The sequence below is a fragment of the Flavobacterium sp. genome, from assembly GCF_043778725.1.
Lineage (GTDB): Bacteria > Bacteroidota > Bacteroidia > Flavobacteriales > Flavobacteriaceae > Flavobacterium.
This window is the reverse complement of the sequence record NZ_JAYWFT010000095.1, coordinates 45,574-62,966: the sequence shown is the minus strand read 5'-3', so window position 1 is coordinate 62,966 and position 17,393 is coordinate 45,574. Positions and strand designations below refer to the sequence as shown.

Genomic DNA, 17,393 nt, shown 5'->3' with positions numbered 1-17,393 from the left:
ATTTTTTTTAATTAAAGTTGTAAGGCACTGGTGGCTCCAATAATAGTGGATTTTTAGCAACATCATTATCTGGATAATCAATTAAGAAATCACCTGCATCTGGCGTGTAATATTCTGCAGACAATCTGTTTCCTCTATTTTGAGCAGCCATAATAGCAGTTGCTTGTGATCTTGGAATTCTACCTAAATCAAACCAATAGTCTCCTTCGAAACACAACTCTAATCTTCTTTCTCTAAAGATATCGTTGAAAGTTACTGTTGTTAAACTTGCTAGTCCTGCTCTATTTCTAACAGCGTTTATTGACGAAAGTGCACCAGCGTCTGAAGTACTTGTTGAACCACCTAATGTAGCTTCTGCGTGAATAAGTAATAAATCGGCATAACGCATTATGTAAGTGTTGTTGTCCATCATAGCCCATTTGTCTGCTTTACCAGTAACGTCACCATTAACAATACCAATACAATATTTTTTTATTGCCGAACCTGCACCTTGACCTCCTATTTGGTCTGCTGGCGGAACGGTCAATGATCCAAAAGTTGATCCAGGCAAGGCTACTTTTACATTAGGATAAACATCACCAGGAAGCATCAAAGTTTCTTTTCGTCTTAAATCGCCAGTACTAAAAGCGGCCATAATATCTTGTGAAGGTGCAAAAACGCCACCATAGGAAGCATTGGATGTAGAAATCGATCCGTTACTTATTCCGAATTGAGTATTACAATTGTTTCCAGAACCATAGTTACCATCACCTTTCCATTGTAGTGCAAATATTGATTCTTCGTTGTTATTATTTGCGTAAGTAAATAAATCTCCAAATGATTTACCTGGTAACTGCGAACCTCCTAATAATTTAAATTCACCGCTATTTATTACATCTTCTGCCATTGCTTTAGCTTGAGGATATTTTTGCTCATATAGAAATACTTTGGCCAACATTGCTTTGGCGGATCCTTTAGACACATGTCCATTTTCGGCATAATTGGCGGTTCTAGTTTTTGCAACAAGTCTTCCAATTGCTTCTTGATAATCTAATTCTATTAATTTATAAATATCTTCAACTCTATTGGTATGAATTATTGGACTACTTGCATAATCTAAATTATTTTCAATTATTGGAACTGCACCCCATAATCTTACTAAATAAAAATAAGCCGTAGCTCTCATAAAATAAGCTTCTCCAACAGTATTATTTAGCACATCGCTACTAACTCCTGGGCCAACTCTTGCTGGTAAAAAGTTAATTATTGCATTTGCTTGAGCAATATTGGCCCAAAGCGCACTCCAACCATTTACCAACTCTGGATCACTTCCTGTTAGAGAAAATGTTCTCATGGCATTTACATCGCTAGAATTGGTATACATATTTCCAGATCCAACCTCAGCAATTGCATAAAAGAATTTATTGTTAAACTGAAACCATGTTCTACTATACAAACCATTAGTAGCAGAAGCAACTTGTGAGTTAGAACTATAATAAGCGTCTAAACTTATTGCATCCTCTGGTGGTCTATTGGTAAAATCTTCTTGGCATGAGCCAAAAACTAAAACGACTGTTGTTAAAACTAACAATCTGTATCTGTTAAATAAATTTTGTGTTTTCATTTTGTTGTTTTTTAAAATTCTATGTTAACTCCTAAAGAATATGTTCTTGGTGATGGATATCTACCGTTATCAATTCCTGTTAAAAGCGGATTTTGATTGAATGACCCAATTTCTGGATCATAACCAGAATATTTCGTAAAAGTGTAAAGGTTTTGTGCACTACCATATATTCTAACTCTAGACATTTTTAATCTTGAAATAACATCTTGTGGTAAGTTAAATCCTAAAGTCACGTTTTGAATTCTCACATAAGATCCGTCTTCTACATAACGATCAGAAATGACAATGTTGGTATTACTTGTATTTCCTATTGGCCTAGGAATATCTGTATTGGTATTGGTTGGTGTCCAAAAATTTAATGCATCAACAAGCTGATTTTGATACAAACTTCCGTTTAGTGTTCCGTTTCTTTTCGTTAAGTTTAAGATATCATTCCCATAAGAACCTTGACAGAATACCGACAAATCAAAGTTTTTATATTTAAATGTGTTTGTAAATCCAAATGTAAATTTTGGATGCGGATTGCCAATAAATGTTTTATCATTTTGATCTATTTTTCCGTCGCCATTTACATCTTTATATTTTATATCACCAAGATAGGTTTGACCAGCCAATGGACCAACTGATTGTCCAAATTGCAATGGTGCTGCGTTTAATGATGCCATATCATTAAAAATTCCTTCTGTAATATAGCCATAAAACATACCTATTGGGTTTCCTACTAAAGTATTGGTCGCAACCACTGGTTGGTATCCGTTAGTGTTTACTTCTTGTGTTAAGGGTAGTCCATCTTTAATAGACAATAATTCATTTTTGTAATGAGAAAAAACTAAAGAAGAACTCCATGAAAAACTATTGTTTGCTTTTGTATTATATCCTAGCGTGATGTCATATCCTTTATTTTGCATTTCTCCCAAATTAGAATAGGGTGCAGAAATTCCGCCATATTGAGAACCACCACCAGTTAAATATAATGGCAAAGGCACTTGAAACAAAAAGTCTTTTGATTTTTTATTGTAAAAATCTAAATTTACTGATAGTCTAGAATCAAGCAAAGTAAAATCTAAACCAAGATTTGTTTGCACTAAAGATTCCCATGTTAAGTCGGGATTAGGAGTATTGGCAACCAAAAATCCGGTTCCAAGACCTGAGTTTTGTTGGTTTAATAAAGCAGTATATAAATTATTTCCAATTTGTTGGTTACCTGTTGTACCATATCCAACTCTAAATTTAATATTGTCTATGTATTTTTTAGTTCCTTCCATAAATGTTTCATTAGACAATTTCCATGAACCAGATACAGACGTAAAAACACCCTTTTGATTGTTGGTTGCAGGGTCAAATTTAGAGGATATATCTTGACGAATAGATCCAGAAATTCCATATTTATTATCAAAATCATACAGCATACGACCAAACAATGATGATAAAGCTTGGCTTCCTTTATAGCCAGTTGCAGTAGTGTTGATAGGCGTTGCAAGATTAAGCGTGTAAATATCATTAGTTTGAAATCCTTCAGCACTAACTATAATTCCCTCCCAATGTGAATCATTAGATTCTTGTCCTGCAAGCAAAGTAAACTTATGTTTATTAAAACCAAAATCGTAAGTTAATAAATTCTTTAAGTTGGTAGAATACCAGTTTTGTCTTCTTTCATTTAAGTCGGCAGAAAGATTGTATTGCGATCCATAATTATAAGAAGGTGAAAACTCAGTGTTTTCAGAAAACTCCGTATTAGCACTAACCTCAAGTCTATATTTCAAACCCTTTACAATACTTGCCTCTCCATAAATATTTCCTAAGAAATTTTTTCTTGTTAATTTATTTTGTTTTGTTAAAGCCTCAGCCACAGGATTAAAATAAACACCTCCAGTTTGCCCATCTATTGGTGCTGCAAAAGTTCCATCAATATTTCTAATTGGAATATCTGGTGCTTGAAGCAACGTATTACTAATTAATCCACCATAACTTTGATTAATTGTAATTTTTTCATTGGTCACACCTGCATTAATATTTGTTCCAACTTTTAACCAACTTTTAACTTTAGAATCTAAGTTCAATCGCATAGTATAACGCTTGTAACCTGACCCTAACAGTGTTCCTTGTTGGTCTAAAAATCCAGCAGATAAGTAATAATTAGTTCCGTCTTTGGCTCCAGAAAATGATATTTGGTGACTTTTAGCCATGGCAACTCTATACACTTCATCTTGCCAGTTTGTTCCTGAACCTAGTAATTCTGGGTGAGCAAACTCTGGTCTTGGTGTTGTTCCATAAATAGCAGCAAGTCTGTTTTGAAGTGTAGCATATTGTGACAAATTCAATACATCTAGTTTTTTATAAACAGATTGAACAGAGGTATAACCTTCATAAGCTATTTTTCCAGTTCCTTTTTTACCCGATTTGGTAGTAATAATTATCACTCCATTGGCACCACGAGAACCATAAATTGCTGTTGCAGATGCGTCTTTAAGAATATCAATAGATTGAATGTCGTTCGGATTAATCATAGAAAGTGGACTAACAGCATTGTTTCCGCTATTTCCGTTAGCGCCAAAATCATTTCCAGAAATTGGTCTTCCACTAGTTGCTCTACCTGTTGCATCTCCAGAAACCGGAACTCCATCTATAATATATAATGGCTCATTAGTTCCGTTTATTGAAGTTGTACCTCGTACTCTAATAGAAACCGCACCTCCAGGTTGTCCAGAATTGTTGGTTACAGAAACACCTGCCGCTTTACCTTGAAGCATTTGATCTACTGAAACTTGCTTCAAATCTTCCAAATCTTTAGATTTTATAGATGAAATTGCAGAATTTACATCGCCTTTCTTTTGCGAACCATAACCAATAACAACAACCTCTTTTAAATCCTCAGAATTTTCGGACATAGTTACACTTATAGTTTTCCTGCCTTTAATAGCAATTTCTTGAGTTGCAAAACCTATAAAACTAAATTCTAAAACAGCATTAGAAGCTGCTTTAATTTCATATTTACCATCTAAATTGGACACTGATGTTGTAGCAGTGCCTTTTATTTTAACATTGACACTTGGTATTGTTGTGCCTTTAGAATCTGTTACAACTCCAGAAACCGTAATTGTTTGTGCATTAGAAAATGCAATAGCTCCAAAAAGAAATAAAAATAAAATTTTATTCTTTTTATTAGACCATCGAGTGAAGTAAAAAAGTAAATCCCTCATAATTTTTTGATTGTTGATTAAGATTAGTTATTTCTAAATAAATAAAGAATAAAATTTCATTATGTATAATTTTATTGATTGATTATTAAGAATAACAAATTTATATTAGATGTTAACCAAAAGTTAATATTATTTAATCAATTCATTCTATTATTTCCGCTATCGATTTCGTAACTATTTGTACTATTTATGATAAAATTGTATTACAACCAATAGTAAATTATAAAAAGACCTCTCTCGAAGTCTTTTGCATTTTGAATTATATTTAAAATTATAGAAACCTTTTCATACCATAAAATTCTTCGCGGTACTGACTTGGAGTTGTTTTTTTTATGCTTTTAAAAATCCTATTGAAATTAGCAATATTATTAAACCCAGATTTGAAAGCTATTTCAGAAATACTCAAATCTTTCTCAACCAACCATCGTGCAGAATATCCAACTCTAATATCGTTTAAGTAATTGACAAAAGTTTTTCCAGTGCGCTTTTTTATAAACCTATTAAAAGAAACCGGACTCATCATTGCTACTTCAGAAACATCGTCTAAGGTGATTTTTTCAGCAAAATTCTTCTGAACAAATTCATATACAAGTTTCATTTTGTCATCGTCTTCAAACTTGTCATAATCTATTGTATAAGTCGAAAGAAGCCTTTGATTTCTTGAGTTTGCCATATCTTGAAGAATAGATACTATCTCTAAAAAATAATCCATTCCATCCAATCTTGACAATTTCGAAATACGTTCATACAAATCATTCGCCGTTTTTTTAGAAAATAAAATTCCATGAATAGATCTATTAAACATCTCTTTTATAGAACCCATAATTCTACGAGTAAGCAAGTCATCATCAAACAAATCATTGTGAAACTGAATTGTAATTTCATGAATTTTTTTACTTTTACAACTATTCATCTCCCAACCATGATACAAATTTGGACCAACAAGAACCAATTCTATATCATCAATTTCTTCAATATGATCGCCAACAATACGTCGAACTCCTTTTCCGTTCTTAATAAAATTGATCTCATATTCGGGATGATAATGTATCGGAAAATCAAAATTATCTTTGACTCTATCAAAAACCAAGAAGCTATCACCTTTAGATAATGGCGTAATTTCACGATGGAACTTTGTAATATCTCTCATATCTGAATTTAAAGTTGCAATTATATGATATAAAAATGATAAAATAATACTATTGATGATGAATTAACAAAACTATCTTTGAACTTTAAGAAAAATATAGACTGGATTTTTTTACATAATAAAATAAAATCTACATATAATTACGAAATTGATACTATTTTTAATAAATCATAGTTTTGACAATTTAATACAACAATGCTTTTAAATAAATAATATACCCAATGAAACTAAATTCATTTTTATCGATTTCAATTGTGCTTTTAGGAATCTCTTGTAAATCACAACAAGTAAAACTTAGTGATATTGATGCTACTAAAGAAACTCAAACACTTTTTCAAAACCTAAATAAGTTAAAAGAAAAAGGATTTATGATGGGTCATCAAGACGCATTAGCGTATGGTGTAAATTGGAGATATGAAGAAGGAAGAAGCGATATTAAAGACGTAACTGGAGATTATCCTGCAGTTTATGGTTGTGATCTTGGTGGCACAGAAACCAAATCTGAAAATGATATTGACGGAGTTCCTTTCAAAAAAACCAAAAAATGGATTAAAGAAATTTATGACCGTGGTGGTGTTACCACCATAAGTTGGCACATGAACAATCCGTTTACAGGAAAAAATGCTTGGGATACAACTCCTAATTCTTTTGCATCAATACTACCAAACGGATCAAAACATGAACTTTACAAATCATGGTTAGACGATGCAGCCAAATTCTTTTTATCATTAAAAGGTAGCGATGGCAAAGCAGTTCCAATTTTGTACAGACCATTTCATGAGCTTACAGGAAACTGGTTTTGGTGGTGCAAAAACAATGCAACTCCCGATCAATTTAAAGAAGGCTGGAAGTTTACCGTAGATTATTTAAAATCCAAAGGAGTTCATAATCTAATATATGTATACAATACTTCTATGGTAAAATCACGAGAAGAATTTCTTGAATATTATCCAGGAGAAGCCTATGCAGATATTTTAAGTTTTGACAATTATGAATACAATGACCCAACCAAAGACAATTCATTTGTAGAGAATAATTTGAAATTGTTTGGAGTAATGGATGAAATTGCAAAAGAACAAAACAAACTAATTGCCTTTGCAGAAACTGGTTATGAAGCCATTCCATATGATAAATTTTGGACAAAAACACTTTTAGAATCCATCGGGAATTATAAAATATCTTATGTTTTGGCTTGGCGAAATCACGGTTGGCAAGAACAAGAAAAGAAAATGCATTACTACGCACCATATAAAGGACAAGTGAGCGAAAAAGATTTTATAGATTTCTTCAACTTAAAACAAACACTTTTCCAAAAAGACGTAACCAAAGAAAAACTTTATAAATAACCCAAATTCAACACCAAAATACAATTAATGAAACTCTCAACAATAGATATAACAATAATAATAGCCTACTTCATTTTGATGATTGTCATTGGGTTTGTCATGAAAAACAGAGCCAAAAAAAGCAAAGACAATTACTTAATGGCAGGAAAAAAACTACCTTGGTACATGCTTGGGTTAAGCGATGCCAGCGACATGTTTGACATTTCTGGAACCATGCTTTTAGTAAGTATGGCATTTCTCTATGGATTTAAAAGTATTTGGATTCCATGGATGTGGCCTGTTTTTAATCAAGTGTTTTTGATGGTTTTCTTAAGTAAATGGCTAAGACGAAGTAACGCAACAACTGGTGCCGAATGGCTTGGAACACGTTTCGGATTAACCGATAAAGGTGTAAAACAAAGTCATGCCATTGTGGTAGTTTTTGCCTTGATGCTTTGCATCGGATACATGGCATACGCTTTTGTTGGTGTTGGTGAATTTCTAGAAATTTTTATTCCTTATGAAACCATAAAAGAAGTTGTTCCTTTCTTAAATCACAATCTGGAAACCTTAACCGCTGGAAGTTCAGAATATACATCAGCTTTAATTGATGCCAAAAATGCAACAGCTCAATTTTATGGAGTTTCCATATGTATAGTGGCTACTTTCTATAGTATTGTTGGTGGAATGCACGGAATTGTTCTTGCCGATTTCATAAAATACATGATTATGATTGTGTGTTCTATTTTTGTTGGAACGATCGCAATGCAACACTTAGCAAGTTCTGGAATTGTAATTACCGACAGAATGCCGTTAGGTTGGGACAATCCAATTTTCGGAAAAGAATTAGGCTTAGACTGGAGTAAAATTCTACCCGAAGCAACCAAAAAATTACAATCAGACGGATATAAATTATTCTCGGCTATTGTAAGTATGATGTTCTTTTCTGGAGTTTTAAAATCATTAGCTGGACCAGCACCAAACTACGATTGTCAGAAAATATTAAGTACAAAATCGCCAGAAGAAGCCAGTAAAATGAGCGGATTTATTTCTATTATTTTACTTCCAATAAGATATTTTATGGTAATGGGATTGTGCATTTTAGGAATATTATTCTTCAAAGATTTGAGTTTGCATCAAACAGCTGACGGAATCAATTTTGAAAGTATTATGCCAGCAGTAATTAATAAATACCTTCCAGTTGGATTGGTAGGATTAGTCCTTGCCGGATTTTTGGGTGCGTTTATGAGTAACTTCTCAGGAACTTTAAATGCAGGTCAAGCCTATATTGTAAATGATATTTATCTAAAATATTTCAATCCAAATGCCGATAGAAAACAAATCATCAACATGGGTTATCTTTCGGGAATTGTAATGGTAATTCTAGGTGTTGGTTTAGGTCTTTTAATTAAAGATGTAAACATGATTTTCAATATTATCACAGCTGGATTGTATGGCGGATTTGTTTGTGCCAACGTCCTAAAATGGTATTGGTGGCGATTCAATGCCAACGGATATTTCTACGGAATGCTATTCGGAATCATCGCAAGTGCCATTCCACCAGCATTATCCGTTTCTGGAATCACAACCTATTTTGACGGAACTCGAATGTTGTATTTCTTCCCAGTATTTATTTTAATTCAATTAATAGCTTGTATTGTAGGTTCGTATGCTGCGCCACCAACAGAAAAAGCAGTTTTACTAAGTTTCTACAAAAACGTTCGTCCATGGGGATTTTGGAAACCAATTCACGATGAATTACTACTAGAAGATCCAACTTTAGAAAAAAATAAAAATTTCAAACTCAATATGTTCAATGTCTTTCTTGGCATTACAGGACAAATTTTACTAACATTAGTTCCCATGTATTTAATACTTTCCAGATGGTTTGCACTCGGAATCGTTTTCGGATTATTTGTAATAATTGCTTTCATAATGAAACGCACTTGGTGGAACAGATTAACTGATTTTTAAATTAAATTTATAATATAATACGCATCGTATGATAACGGAAAACATAACCAAAATTCACAATTTCGATACTTTAATGGCGAGTCATTTGGAATTTATTCAACAGCCAAATAGCCCAGTTTCAGAAAACAACGGAATTTATTCAAGATATACAAATCCTGTAGTTACAGCCAAACATGTTCCATTGCATTGGCGTTACGATTTTAATGCCGAAACCAATCCGCTTGGTATAGAACGCATTGGTTTTAATGCCACTTTCAACGCTGGAGCAATGAAATTTAACGGTAACTATGTGCTTTGTCTTCGTGTGGAAGGCAACGACAGAAAATCATTTTTTGCAATTGCAGAAAGTCCGAATGGTGTTGATAATTTTCAGTTTTGGGACAAACCTTGTATCATTCCACAAATTGAAGGAAATCCAGATACCAATGCCTATGATATGCGTTTAGTACAACACGAAGACGGTTGGATTTACGGAATTTATTGTACCGAAAGAAAAGATCCAAGTGCTCCAAAAAGCGATACAAGTACAGCAATTGCAAATGCAGGTTTAGTGCGTACCAAAGATTTAATAAATTTTGAACGTTTGCCCGACCTGATTTCAAATACTGGTCAGCAACGAAATGTAGTACTTCATCCAGAATTTGTAAATGGAAAATACGCAGTTTACACACGTCCGCAAGACGGATTTATTGATGTTGGAAATGGAGGCGGAATTGGGCTGGGTTACATCGACAAAATGGAAAATCCAATTGTAAAAGACGAAAAAATCATTTTCGGAAAAGTCTATCATACCATCTACGAACTTAAAAACGGACTTGGTCCAGCTCCAATAAAAACGGATAAAGGTTGGTTGCATTTGGCGCACGGTGTTAGAAATACTGCTGCAGGTTTGCGTTACACTTTATATGTTTTCATGACCGATTTGAATGATATATCTAAAGTTATTCACACGCCAGCAGGACATTTTATGGCGCCAGAAAATGACGAACGTGTTGGTGATGTTTCTAATGTTTTGTTTTCAAATGGTTGGATTGCCGACGATAACGGAAATGTATTTATTTATTACGCATCGTCAGACACGAAAATGCATGTTGCAACTTCAACTGTTGAAAAACTGTTAGATTATGCCATGAATTCTCCTGAAGATACCTTTACATCAGCTGGTTCGGTAAATACAATTATCCAATTAATTGATAGAAATAAATCGATTTAAAAATATGAAAAGGCTACTACTAATTTTACTACTCACAACTGCTTTTGCAAACGCTCAAGTAGTAAAAAACAATGGTAACCTTCAAGTTATTGGAACACAATTGTGCAACCAAAAAGGAAACCCAATTACACTTCACGGAATGAGTTATGGTTGGAGTTGTTTTCATCCATCGTTTTACAATAAACAAACTGTAAAATGGCTTAAAAAAGATTGGAATTGCACTGTTATCAGAGCCGCAATGGGCATCGAACCAGATAACGGCTATTTGCAAAATACGAAAGTTTCTGAGAAATTAATTACCGATGTTGTTGATGCTGCTATTGCAAATAATATCTATGTTATCATCGATTGGCACAGTCACAACTTGAACCTAAAAGAAGCCAAAGATTTCTTTGATAGAATGTCTAAAAAATATGGAAAATTTCCAAACGTAATTTACGAAGTGGTAAACGAACCAGATCAAGAATCTTGGGAAGAAGTAAAAGCCTATTCAGAAGAAATTATTGCCACAATTCGTAAAAATGATGCCGATAATATTATTTTAGTTGGTTCGCCACATTGGGATCAAGATGTGAATTTACCTGCCGAAAATCCGATAAAAAATGTTACTAATGTGATGTACACAATGCATTTTTATGCAGGAACACACAAACAATGGTTGCGCGATAGAACCGATGAAGCCATCCAAAAAGGATTACCAATTTTTGTTTCAGAATGCGCCGGAATGGAAGCTACTGGCGATGCAGCAATGGATTATGTAGAATGGCAAAAATTCATTGATTGGATGGATAAAAACAAAATAAGTTGGGTTACTTGGTCGGTTTCCGATAAAGATGAAACGTGTTCTGTATTGAAAAAAGGAGCTTCTGCAACTGGAAATTGGAAAACATCAGATTTAAAAGAATCGGGCATCAAAACCAGAGAATATTTAAAATCATACAATGAAGATGGCACTGTAAAAACTGCTTCAAAAAACTAAAGTACAAGGAAAATGATTTATGAAAAGGAGACGATAAAATTCAATAATTTTTTAGATAAAATCACTGCCGAGTTGCATTCGATTTTAGACTATTGGGAAACCAATGCCATCGATGAAAGATTTGGAGGTTTTATTGGGGAAATTGATTTTAAAGAAGAAAAAAAGGATTTGGCAGACAAAGGTTCGGTTTTAAATGCCCGAATTCTTTGGTCGTTTGCTGCAGCATATCCTGTGACTAAAAATCCGAATCATTTGGCTATTGCCGAAAGAGCTTTTCAGTACATTAATAAGTATTTTTATGATAAAGAATTTGGTGGCATCTTCTGGTCAGTAAACCACGATGGAACTCCAAAAGATACCAAAAATCAAATTTACGCATTGGCTTTTACAATCTACGGATTAACCGAATTTTACAAAATTTCCCAAAATCAAGAAGCACTTCAACTGGCAATAAATCTGTATAATACAATAGAAAAATACAGTTACGATAGAGAAAACGAAGGTTATTTTGAAGCATTTACTCGCGATTGGAAACCCATAGAAGATTTGCGTTTGAGCGATAAAGATGCCAACGAAAAGAAAACAATGAACACGCATTTGCACATTGTAGAAGCTTATGCAAATTTATACCAAGTTTGGCCCGACTTAGAACTGAAAGACAAAATAAAAAAACTGCTTTACGTAATTAGTATTTATTTTATTGATAAAAATACGTGGCATTTAAAACTATTTTTCAATGAAAATTGGGTAGAAAAACCAGATGTAATTTCGTACGGTCACGATATCGAAGCGGCTTGGTTATTGCAATGGTGCGCCGAAGTTATTGAAGACAAAGTGTTGATTGAAAAATACCGAAAATATGCCGTAGAAATTGCCAAAGTAACCAAAGAAGGAATTGATGGTGATGGTGGATTATGGTACGAATTTAATCCAGAAGAAAATGAATTAATTGCCGAAAAACATTGGTGGCCACAATCGGAATTGTGGATTGGAATGGTAAATGCTTGGCAATTGACCAACGACGAAGAATACCTAAAAATCACCGAAAAAAACTTTGAGTTTGTACAAAAATACATTCTAGACAAACAAAACGGTGAATGGATTTGGGGAATAAACCGTGATTATTCTAAAATTGAAAAGGACAAAGCTGGTTTCTGGAAATGTCCGTATCACAATTCACGTGCTTGTTTAGAATTGCTTAAACGTTTGAAAATTAAATAATTATGAAAAAAATATTTATACTATTTGTTTTAGTCATCGGCATGAATTGTTTTGCTCAAAAAAACATGGTCGCTAATGGCGGATTTGAAATGGAGCTTAACAATTGGCGTGGTGATGTGGCGCAATTATCAACTTTTGATAAAAAAGCAGGAAAAGCTAGCGCAATAATCACACAATATACTGGTGCCGAATGGAAAGCAATAGATCAAATTGTAAGCATTCCAAAGAATGCTGTAGCAATAGAATTGAGTGGTTGGATAAAATCGGATGGTATTGAAAAAGGTAAAAATGCTTGGAATACTGGAAAGTTTGACATCGAATTTTTAAACGCTGGAGAAAAAGGAATTCAGAACGAAAGTGTAGCCTCAATTTTAGGAACAACATCTTGGATGTTTTATAAAAAGATAATTAATGTTCCAACTTCTGCATCCAAATTGAGAATTATGTTGGCTTTAGGTCAAACCAACGGAACGATAGTATTTGACGAAATAAAAGCGATTGCAATCTCACAAGATGAACTTACAAAAATGCATGAAGAAGAAAACGCAAAACGAAATCCAATAGCAATTTCAAGTACTTCCACAAATAAACCTATGGAATTAACCAACGGAAATTTCGAAAACGGAACCAATTCATGGCGCGGAACTGCAGCAACTTCAAGCACAATTTTCAAAGAAGGAAAAGCATCATTAGTATTAAATTCGACAACTTTCGATTGGACAGGAATGGATCAAATTGCTGATGTTCCAGAAAATGTGAATTCAATAACTATTTCGGGTTGGTTAAAATCAGATAACATCAAACAAGGAAGAGAAATCTGGAACAACGGCTTACTAAACGTTGAATTTACTGGAAACGACAATCAAAAAACTAGTGACGATCAAAGTGTAACTTTCGTGACTGGAACAACAGATTGGACTTTTTACACTAAAACTTTTCCGCTTCCAAAAGGAACAAAAAAATACAGAATAATGCTTGCTTTAGGTTTTGCATCAGGCACTTTATATGCCGATGACATTACTGTTAGTTTCAAATAAATGTTTAACAAAAAATGAAAATCGCTATGAAAAAAATTTTTATTTCTATCATTACGTCAGCAGTTTTAACGCTGACTTCATGTTCTAAAGACGACGGAACAACTTCGGAAACACCAGCGATAATTCCGCCAGTAGCAGTTGTTGATCCAGTTACACCACAAAATGTTAGAACGTTTATGGTTGATCCAAATGCTACAGATGAAACTGTTGCGCTTTTTTACAACTTACGAAAATTATCTCAAACCAAATTTGCCATTGGTCATCAGGACGCATTTGCAGGTTTTTATACTTCAAGTGGCGATTCTGATATTAAGAAAACCACTGGTCATGATCCAGCACTTTTAGGTTCCGATTTTATGTTTATTACCGATAAAAACAATAACGGTCAAGCAAGCAATTGGTTTTTCCAACAAGAAACTAATATCATTGATGATGCCAAAGAAGCTAAATCTAAAGGTATGATAAATGTTTTTTGTTGGCATTTGCGTGAACCTAACAATGAAGATAGCTTCTATGCTGCCGATATCACAGCAGCCCAACAACAAACTGCTTTTAGAAGTATTATGCCCGGCGGAGCAAAACACGAATGGTACAAAACAAAATTAGACAAAGTGGCTTCGATAGTTTCAAATATGAGAGATGCCAACAACAAATTAATACCAATAATTTTCCGTCCGTTTCATGAATTTGATGGAAGTTGGTTTTGGTGGGGTTCCAATTATTGTGCTCCAGATGAATACAAAGCTGTTTTCCAATTCACAGTTGATTACTTAAAAAATACTAAAAATGTCCACAATCTTTTGTATTCATTTTCTCCAGACAACACTTACACAACTTCTTCAAGTTATTTAAATCGCTATCCTGGTGATGCTTATGTAGATGTTTTGGGAATGGATAATTATGGCGATTTAAACAATCAAGGGACATCTGGAGCAACGAATGCCAACAATAAATTAAAATACTTATCGGATTTAGCTATTTCCAAAAAGAAAATTGCTGCTTTAACCGAAACTGGATATCGTGTAACCAATACAACGCCTGCGGTTCCAAATTGGTTTTCGACTTATTTATACGATGCAATAACTAATAATGGAGTTCAAATTGGTTTTGTAATGTTTTGGGCAAACGGAAATGGCGGTTATTATGTGCCAACTCCTACAACTTCCAATGCAGCCGATTTCAATAGTTTTGTAATCAAACCCAAATCGGTTTTACAGAATACATTGCCCAATATGTACGTTTTGCCAAATTAATTTCAACATGAAAAAATCAATTCTTTTAGCGTTTTTAATCATTTTTACTACTTCTTGTTCGTCTCAGAAATTTATTTCTGTAAAAGATTCTAAGTTTATAAAAGACGGAAAATCATATCATTATATTGGAACAAATTATTGGTACGGCGCAATGATTGGAGCTAAAAACGGAGACAGGACACGACTTTTAAAAGAATTGGATGAACTAAAAGCCAACGGAATTACCAACCTAAGAATTCTAGTTGGTGCAGAAGGTGGCGATCAAGATTTTACAGTTACGCCAGCATTACAAACCGAAAAAGGAAAGTACAATAAGGAATTATTAGATGGTTTGGATTTTGTTTTAGCCGAAATGGGCAAACGCGATTTAAACGCCATTTTATATTTAAATAACAACTGGGAATGGTCTGGAGGAATGGCAAAATACTTGGAATGGAACGGTTATGGAAAAGTTCCTAATCCGAATATCGCTCCAAATACATGGCCACAATTTATGAATTATACCACGCAATTTCATTCATGCGAACCTTGTAAAGACGATTTCAAAAAGCACATGCAATTTATTATCGGAAGAACAAATTCGTACACCAAAAAGAAATATACCGAAGACAAAGCAATCATGGCTTGGGAAGTTGCTAATGAACCTCGAGTTTTTACCAAAGAAAATGAAGCGGCTTTCACCAAATGGTTGAACGAAACGGTTGACGAAATTAATCGTTTGGATAAAAATCATTTAATCACAACTGGTTCTGAAGGAAAAGCTGGTTCTAATGACGATTTGGCAACTTTTGAACGAACGCATACCAATAAAAACATCGATTATTTAACGATGCACATTTGGCCAAAAAATTGGAGTTGGTATAAAATGGATGACGAAAAAGGCTCGACACCAATTGCCATTGAAAAAACAATTGCCTACATCGACGAACATATTGAAGTTGCCAAAAGATTACAAAAACCAATTATTTTGGAAGAATTTGGTTATCCAAGAAGTCAAGAAAGTTTAGACAGAAACGCTTCAGTCGAATTTAGAAATCAATTTTATAAAGCCGTTTTTGAACGATTGGAAAAAGCAATTAAAGAAAATGAACCATTCGTAGCCTTAAACTTTTGGGGTTACGCCGGAATCGCAAAAAACAATCCCAAAGATGGAAAATGGAAAGTTGGTGTAGATTTCACAACCGATCCGCCACAAGAACCACAAGGTTTGAACTCGGTTTTTTCTAGTGAAACTTCTACTATGAATTTGATTAAGGAATACAACTTAAAAATTAATCAATAAAACCCTCAATTATGAAAAAAACTTTACACTTTATTTCTGTAGTTTTTTGTTTACTTAGCTTTACTGCTTTTGGACAAACGCTCACACCAAATGTTGTTCCAAGCGTTCAAGTTGGAACTACGGTAAACATTTCGTTTACCTACACATCTACAGTTTCGTGCGCAGTTTACGCCGAACTAAGAATCGCCAACATCGATGGAAGCAACGTAATCACACAAGACTACAGCGTTGGAACGAACTACATTGTTGGAGCTTTTTCTAGCGCATTGCCAGCAAGTGCAACTTCAGCTTCCGGAACTGTTTCAGTAACTGTTCCATCAAATGCGGTTCCTTCTGCAAGTTTACCATCGGGAAAAACTTACAGCTGGGTTTATAAATTAACCCAAGGAGTTGGAAATTACAATGATGTAGGAAATACTTTTCAATTTACGAGCGCGACAATCACAGCTTCTAATAATGTTGTCGATACACTTGTCCTAGATAATCCTCCGTTAGAAATTGTTGCTGGTTCAAATGTAACGATCACTGTAAATTACACTTGTCCAGCATCTAGATTAGTAAAATTTGGTATTGCAATTTACAATGCAAGTGGATTTGTTAGTGATTTAGTTGGAATTGGTGTAGACAATTTACCTGCAACAACTGCAACAGCAGTTTCATTATCGCAACAATTAACAATTCCTGCCAATGCTACACCAAGTGCCAATTTACCAGCAGGACAATTCTACAAAGTTGACTCGGCATTGTTCACGCCAGGTTACGCAAGTTATATATTGGGAACAAGTAACAATGTAAATTTAAATGGACCATTAGCAATAAATAATTTTAATAGAGATTTAATAAAAGTATATCCAAACCCTGCATCGAACGAAATAAACATTACAGATATTTCAGAAGTTACTTCGTATGAAATTTATAATATTATTGGAAAACTTGTTTTAAAATCGGATAAATTATTTTCAAATACTATTGATATTTCTACTCTAAACAATGGCGTTTACTTCTTAAAATTGGATGCTGTAAAAACAATTAAATTTATTAAAATTTAATAACTGTTATATTTTTTTTAAAAAGGCGATTTAATTATCGCCTTTTTCTATTTCAAAATCTTTACTAACATAAAATGTATTTTTCTTACAAATACTATCGTATTTTG

At 33.7% G+C, this 17,393-nt stretch carries 13 protein-coding genes; 10 read left to right on the top strand and 3 right to left on the bottom strand.

Features of this window, described 5'->3' with window-relative positions:
* Positions 1-7: 7 nt before the first annotated feature.
* From ACH2CG_RS08605 to ACH2CG_RS08595, 3 genes are all read right to left on the bottom strand, one after another.
* Positions 8-1,603, bottom strand: a complete 1,596-nt coding sequence (locus tag ACH2CG_RS08605; protein ID WP_395064180.1) for a RagB/SusD family nutrient uptake outer membrane protein — start codon at positions 1,601-1,603, stop codon at positions 8-10.
* A gap of 11 nt (positions 1,604-1,614) precedes the next feature.
* Positions 1,615-4,803: a SusC/RagA family TonB-linked outer membrane protein gene (locus tag ACH2CG_RS08600; protein WP_395064178.1), complete on the bottom strand. Its 3,189-nt coding sequence runs from the start codon at positions 4,801-4,803 to the stop codon at positions 1,615-1,617.
* 271 nt (positions 4,804-5,074) lie between these two features.
* The gene (locus ACH2CG_RS08595) at positions 5,075-5,323 is read right to left on the bottom strand and encodes a helix-turn-helix domain-containing protein (RefSeq protein WP_395064241.1); all 249 of its coding nucleotides are present in this window, start codon (positions 5,321-5,323) and stop codon (positions 5,075-5,077) included.
* Between the two features lie 264 nt (positions 5,324-5,587).
* On the opposite strand from ACH2CG_RS08595, the gene ACH2CG_RS08590 reads away from it, so the two are divergent.
* The 10 genes from ACH2CG_RS08590 to ACH2CG_RS08545 all read left to right on the top strand — a co-directional run bounded on the left by ACH2CG_RS08590 (position 5,588) and on the right by ACH2CG_RS08545 (position 17,286).
* Positions 5,588-5,914 (top strand): group II intron reverse transcriptase/maturase, encoded by a 327-nt coding sequence (locus tag ACH2CG_RS08590; RefSeq protein WP_395064176.1) that lies wholly within the window; start codon positions 5,588-5,590, stop codon positions 5,912-5,914.
* A 260-nt stretch (positions 5,915-6,174) separates the two neighbouring features.
* On the top strand, positions 6,175-7,299 hold the full coding sequence (locus ACH2CG_RS08585) for a glycoside hydrolase family 26 protein (RefSeq protein ID WP_395064174.1): 1,125 nt from the start codon (positions 6,175-6,177) through the stop codon (positions 7,297-7,299).
* A 27-nt stretch (positions 7,300-7,326) separates the two neighbouring features.
* Positions 7,327-9,252 (top strand): sodium:solute symporter family protein, encoded by a 1,926-nt coding sequence (locus tag ACH2CG_RS08580; protein ID WP_395064172.1) that lies wholly within the window; start codon positions 7,327-7,329, stop codon positions 9,250-9,252.
* Between the two features lie 73 nt (positions 9,253-9,325).
* Positions 9,326-10,465 carry a glycosidase gene (locus tag ACH2CG_RS08575; RefSeq protein WP_395064239.1) on the top strand — a complete coding sequence of 380 codons (1,140 nt, stop codon included), beginning with the start codon at positions 9,326-9,328 and terminating at the stop codon, positions 10,463-10,465.
* 4 nt (positions 10,466-10,469) lie between these two features.
* Entirely contained in the window at positions 10,470-11,444 is a 975-nt protein-coding gene (locus ACH2CG_RS08570; RefSeq protein WP_395064170.1) for a glycoside hydrolase family 5 protein, read from the top strand.
* A gap of 12 nt (positions 11,445-11,456) precedes the next feature.
* Positions 11,457-12,665 carry an AGE family epimerase/isomerase gene (locus tag ACH2CG_RS08565; RefSeq protein WP_395064168.1) on the top strand — a complete coding sequence of 403 codons (1,209 nt, stop codon included), beginning with the start codon at positions 11,457-11,459 and terminating at the stop codon, positions 12,663-12,665.
* Between the two features lie 2 nt (positions 12,666-12,667).
* A complete protein-coding gene (locus tag ACH2CG_RS08560; RefSeq protein ID WP_395064166.1) occupies positions 12,668-13,702 on the top strand; it encodes a hypothetical protein in 1,035 nt (344 codons plus the stop codon).
* A 26-nt stretch (positions 13,703-13,728) separates the two neighbouring features.
* Complete coding sequence (locus ACH2CG_RS08555) at positions 13,729-14,955, top strand: glycoside hydrolase family 26 protein (RefSeq protein ID WP_395064165.1); 1,227 nt, start codon at positions 13,729-13,731, stop codon at positions 14,953-14,955.
* Positions 14,956-14,962: 7 nt separating this feature from the next.
* On the top strand, positions 14,963-16,237 hold the full coding sequence (locus ACH2CG_RS08550) for a beta-mannanase (RefSeq protein ID WP_395064163.1): 1,275 nt from the start codon (positions 14,963-14,965) through the stop codon (positions 16,235-16,237).
* Positions 16,238-16,248: 11 nt separating this feature from the next.
* The gene (locus ACH2CG_RS08545) at positions 16,249-17,286 is read left to right on the top strand and encodes a T9SS type A sorting domain-containing protein (RefSeq protein ID WP_395064161.1); all 1,038 of its coding nucleotides are present in this window, start codon (positions 16,249-16,251) and stop codon (positions 17,284-17,286) included.
* Positions 17,287-17,393 lie beyond the last annotated feature (107 nt).

Coding starts and splice junctions, on each gene's coding strand:
- ACH2CG_RS08575 (WP_395064239.1), top strand. CDS start 9,326: ATGGCGAGTCATTTGGAATTTATTCAACAGCCAAATAGCCCAGTTTCA.
- ACH2CG_RS08565 (WP_395064168.1), top strand. CDS start 11,457: ATGATTTATGAAAAGGAGACGATAAAATTCAATAATTTTTTAGATAAA.
- ACH2CG_RS08595 (WP_395064241.1), bottom strand. CDS start 5,323: ATGAGTCCGGTTTCTTTTAATAGGTTTATAAAAAAGCGCACTGGAAAA.
- ACH2CG_RS08545 (WP_395064161.1), top strand. CDS start 16,249: ATGAAAAAAACTTTACACTTTATTTCTGTAGTTTTTTGTTTACTTAGC.
- ACH2CG_RS08605 (WP_395064180.1), bottom strand. CDS start 1,603: ATGAAAACACAAAATTTATTTAACAGATACAGATTGTTAGTTTTAACA.
- ACH2CG_RS08585 (WP_395064174.1), top strand. CDS start 6,175: ATGAAACTAAATTCATTTTTATCGATTTCAATTGTGCTTTTAGGAATC.
- ACH2CG_RS08600 (WP_395064178.1), bottom strand. CDS start 4,803: ATGAGGGATTTACTTTTTTACTTCACTCGATGGTCTAATAAAAAGAAT.
- ACH2CG_RS08550 (WP_395064163.1), top strand. CDS start 14,963: ATGAAAAAATCAATTCTTTTAGCGTTTTTAATCATTTTTACTACTTCT.
- ACH2CG_RS08570 (WP_395064170.1), top strand. CDS start 10,470: ATGAAAAGGCTACTACTAATTTTACTACTCACAACTGCTTTTGCAAAC.
- ACH2CG_RS08590 (WP_395064176.1), top strand. CDS start 5,588: ATGAATAGATCTATTAAACATCTCTTTTATAGAACCCATAATTCTACG.
- ACH2CG_RS08580 (WP_395064172.1), top strand. CDS start 7,327: ATGAAACTCTCAACAATAGATATAACAATAATAATAGCCTACTTCATT.
- ACH2CG_RS08555 (WP_395064165.1), top strand. CDS start 13,729: ATGAAAAAAATTTTTATTTCTATCATTACGTCAGCAGTTTTAACGCTG.
- ACH2CG_RS08560 (WP_395064166.1), top strand. CDS start 12,668: ATGAAAAAAATATTTATACTATTTGTTTTAGTCATCGGCATGAATTGT.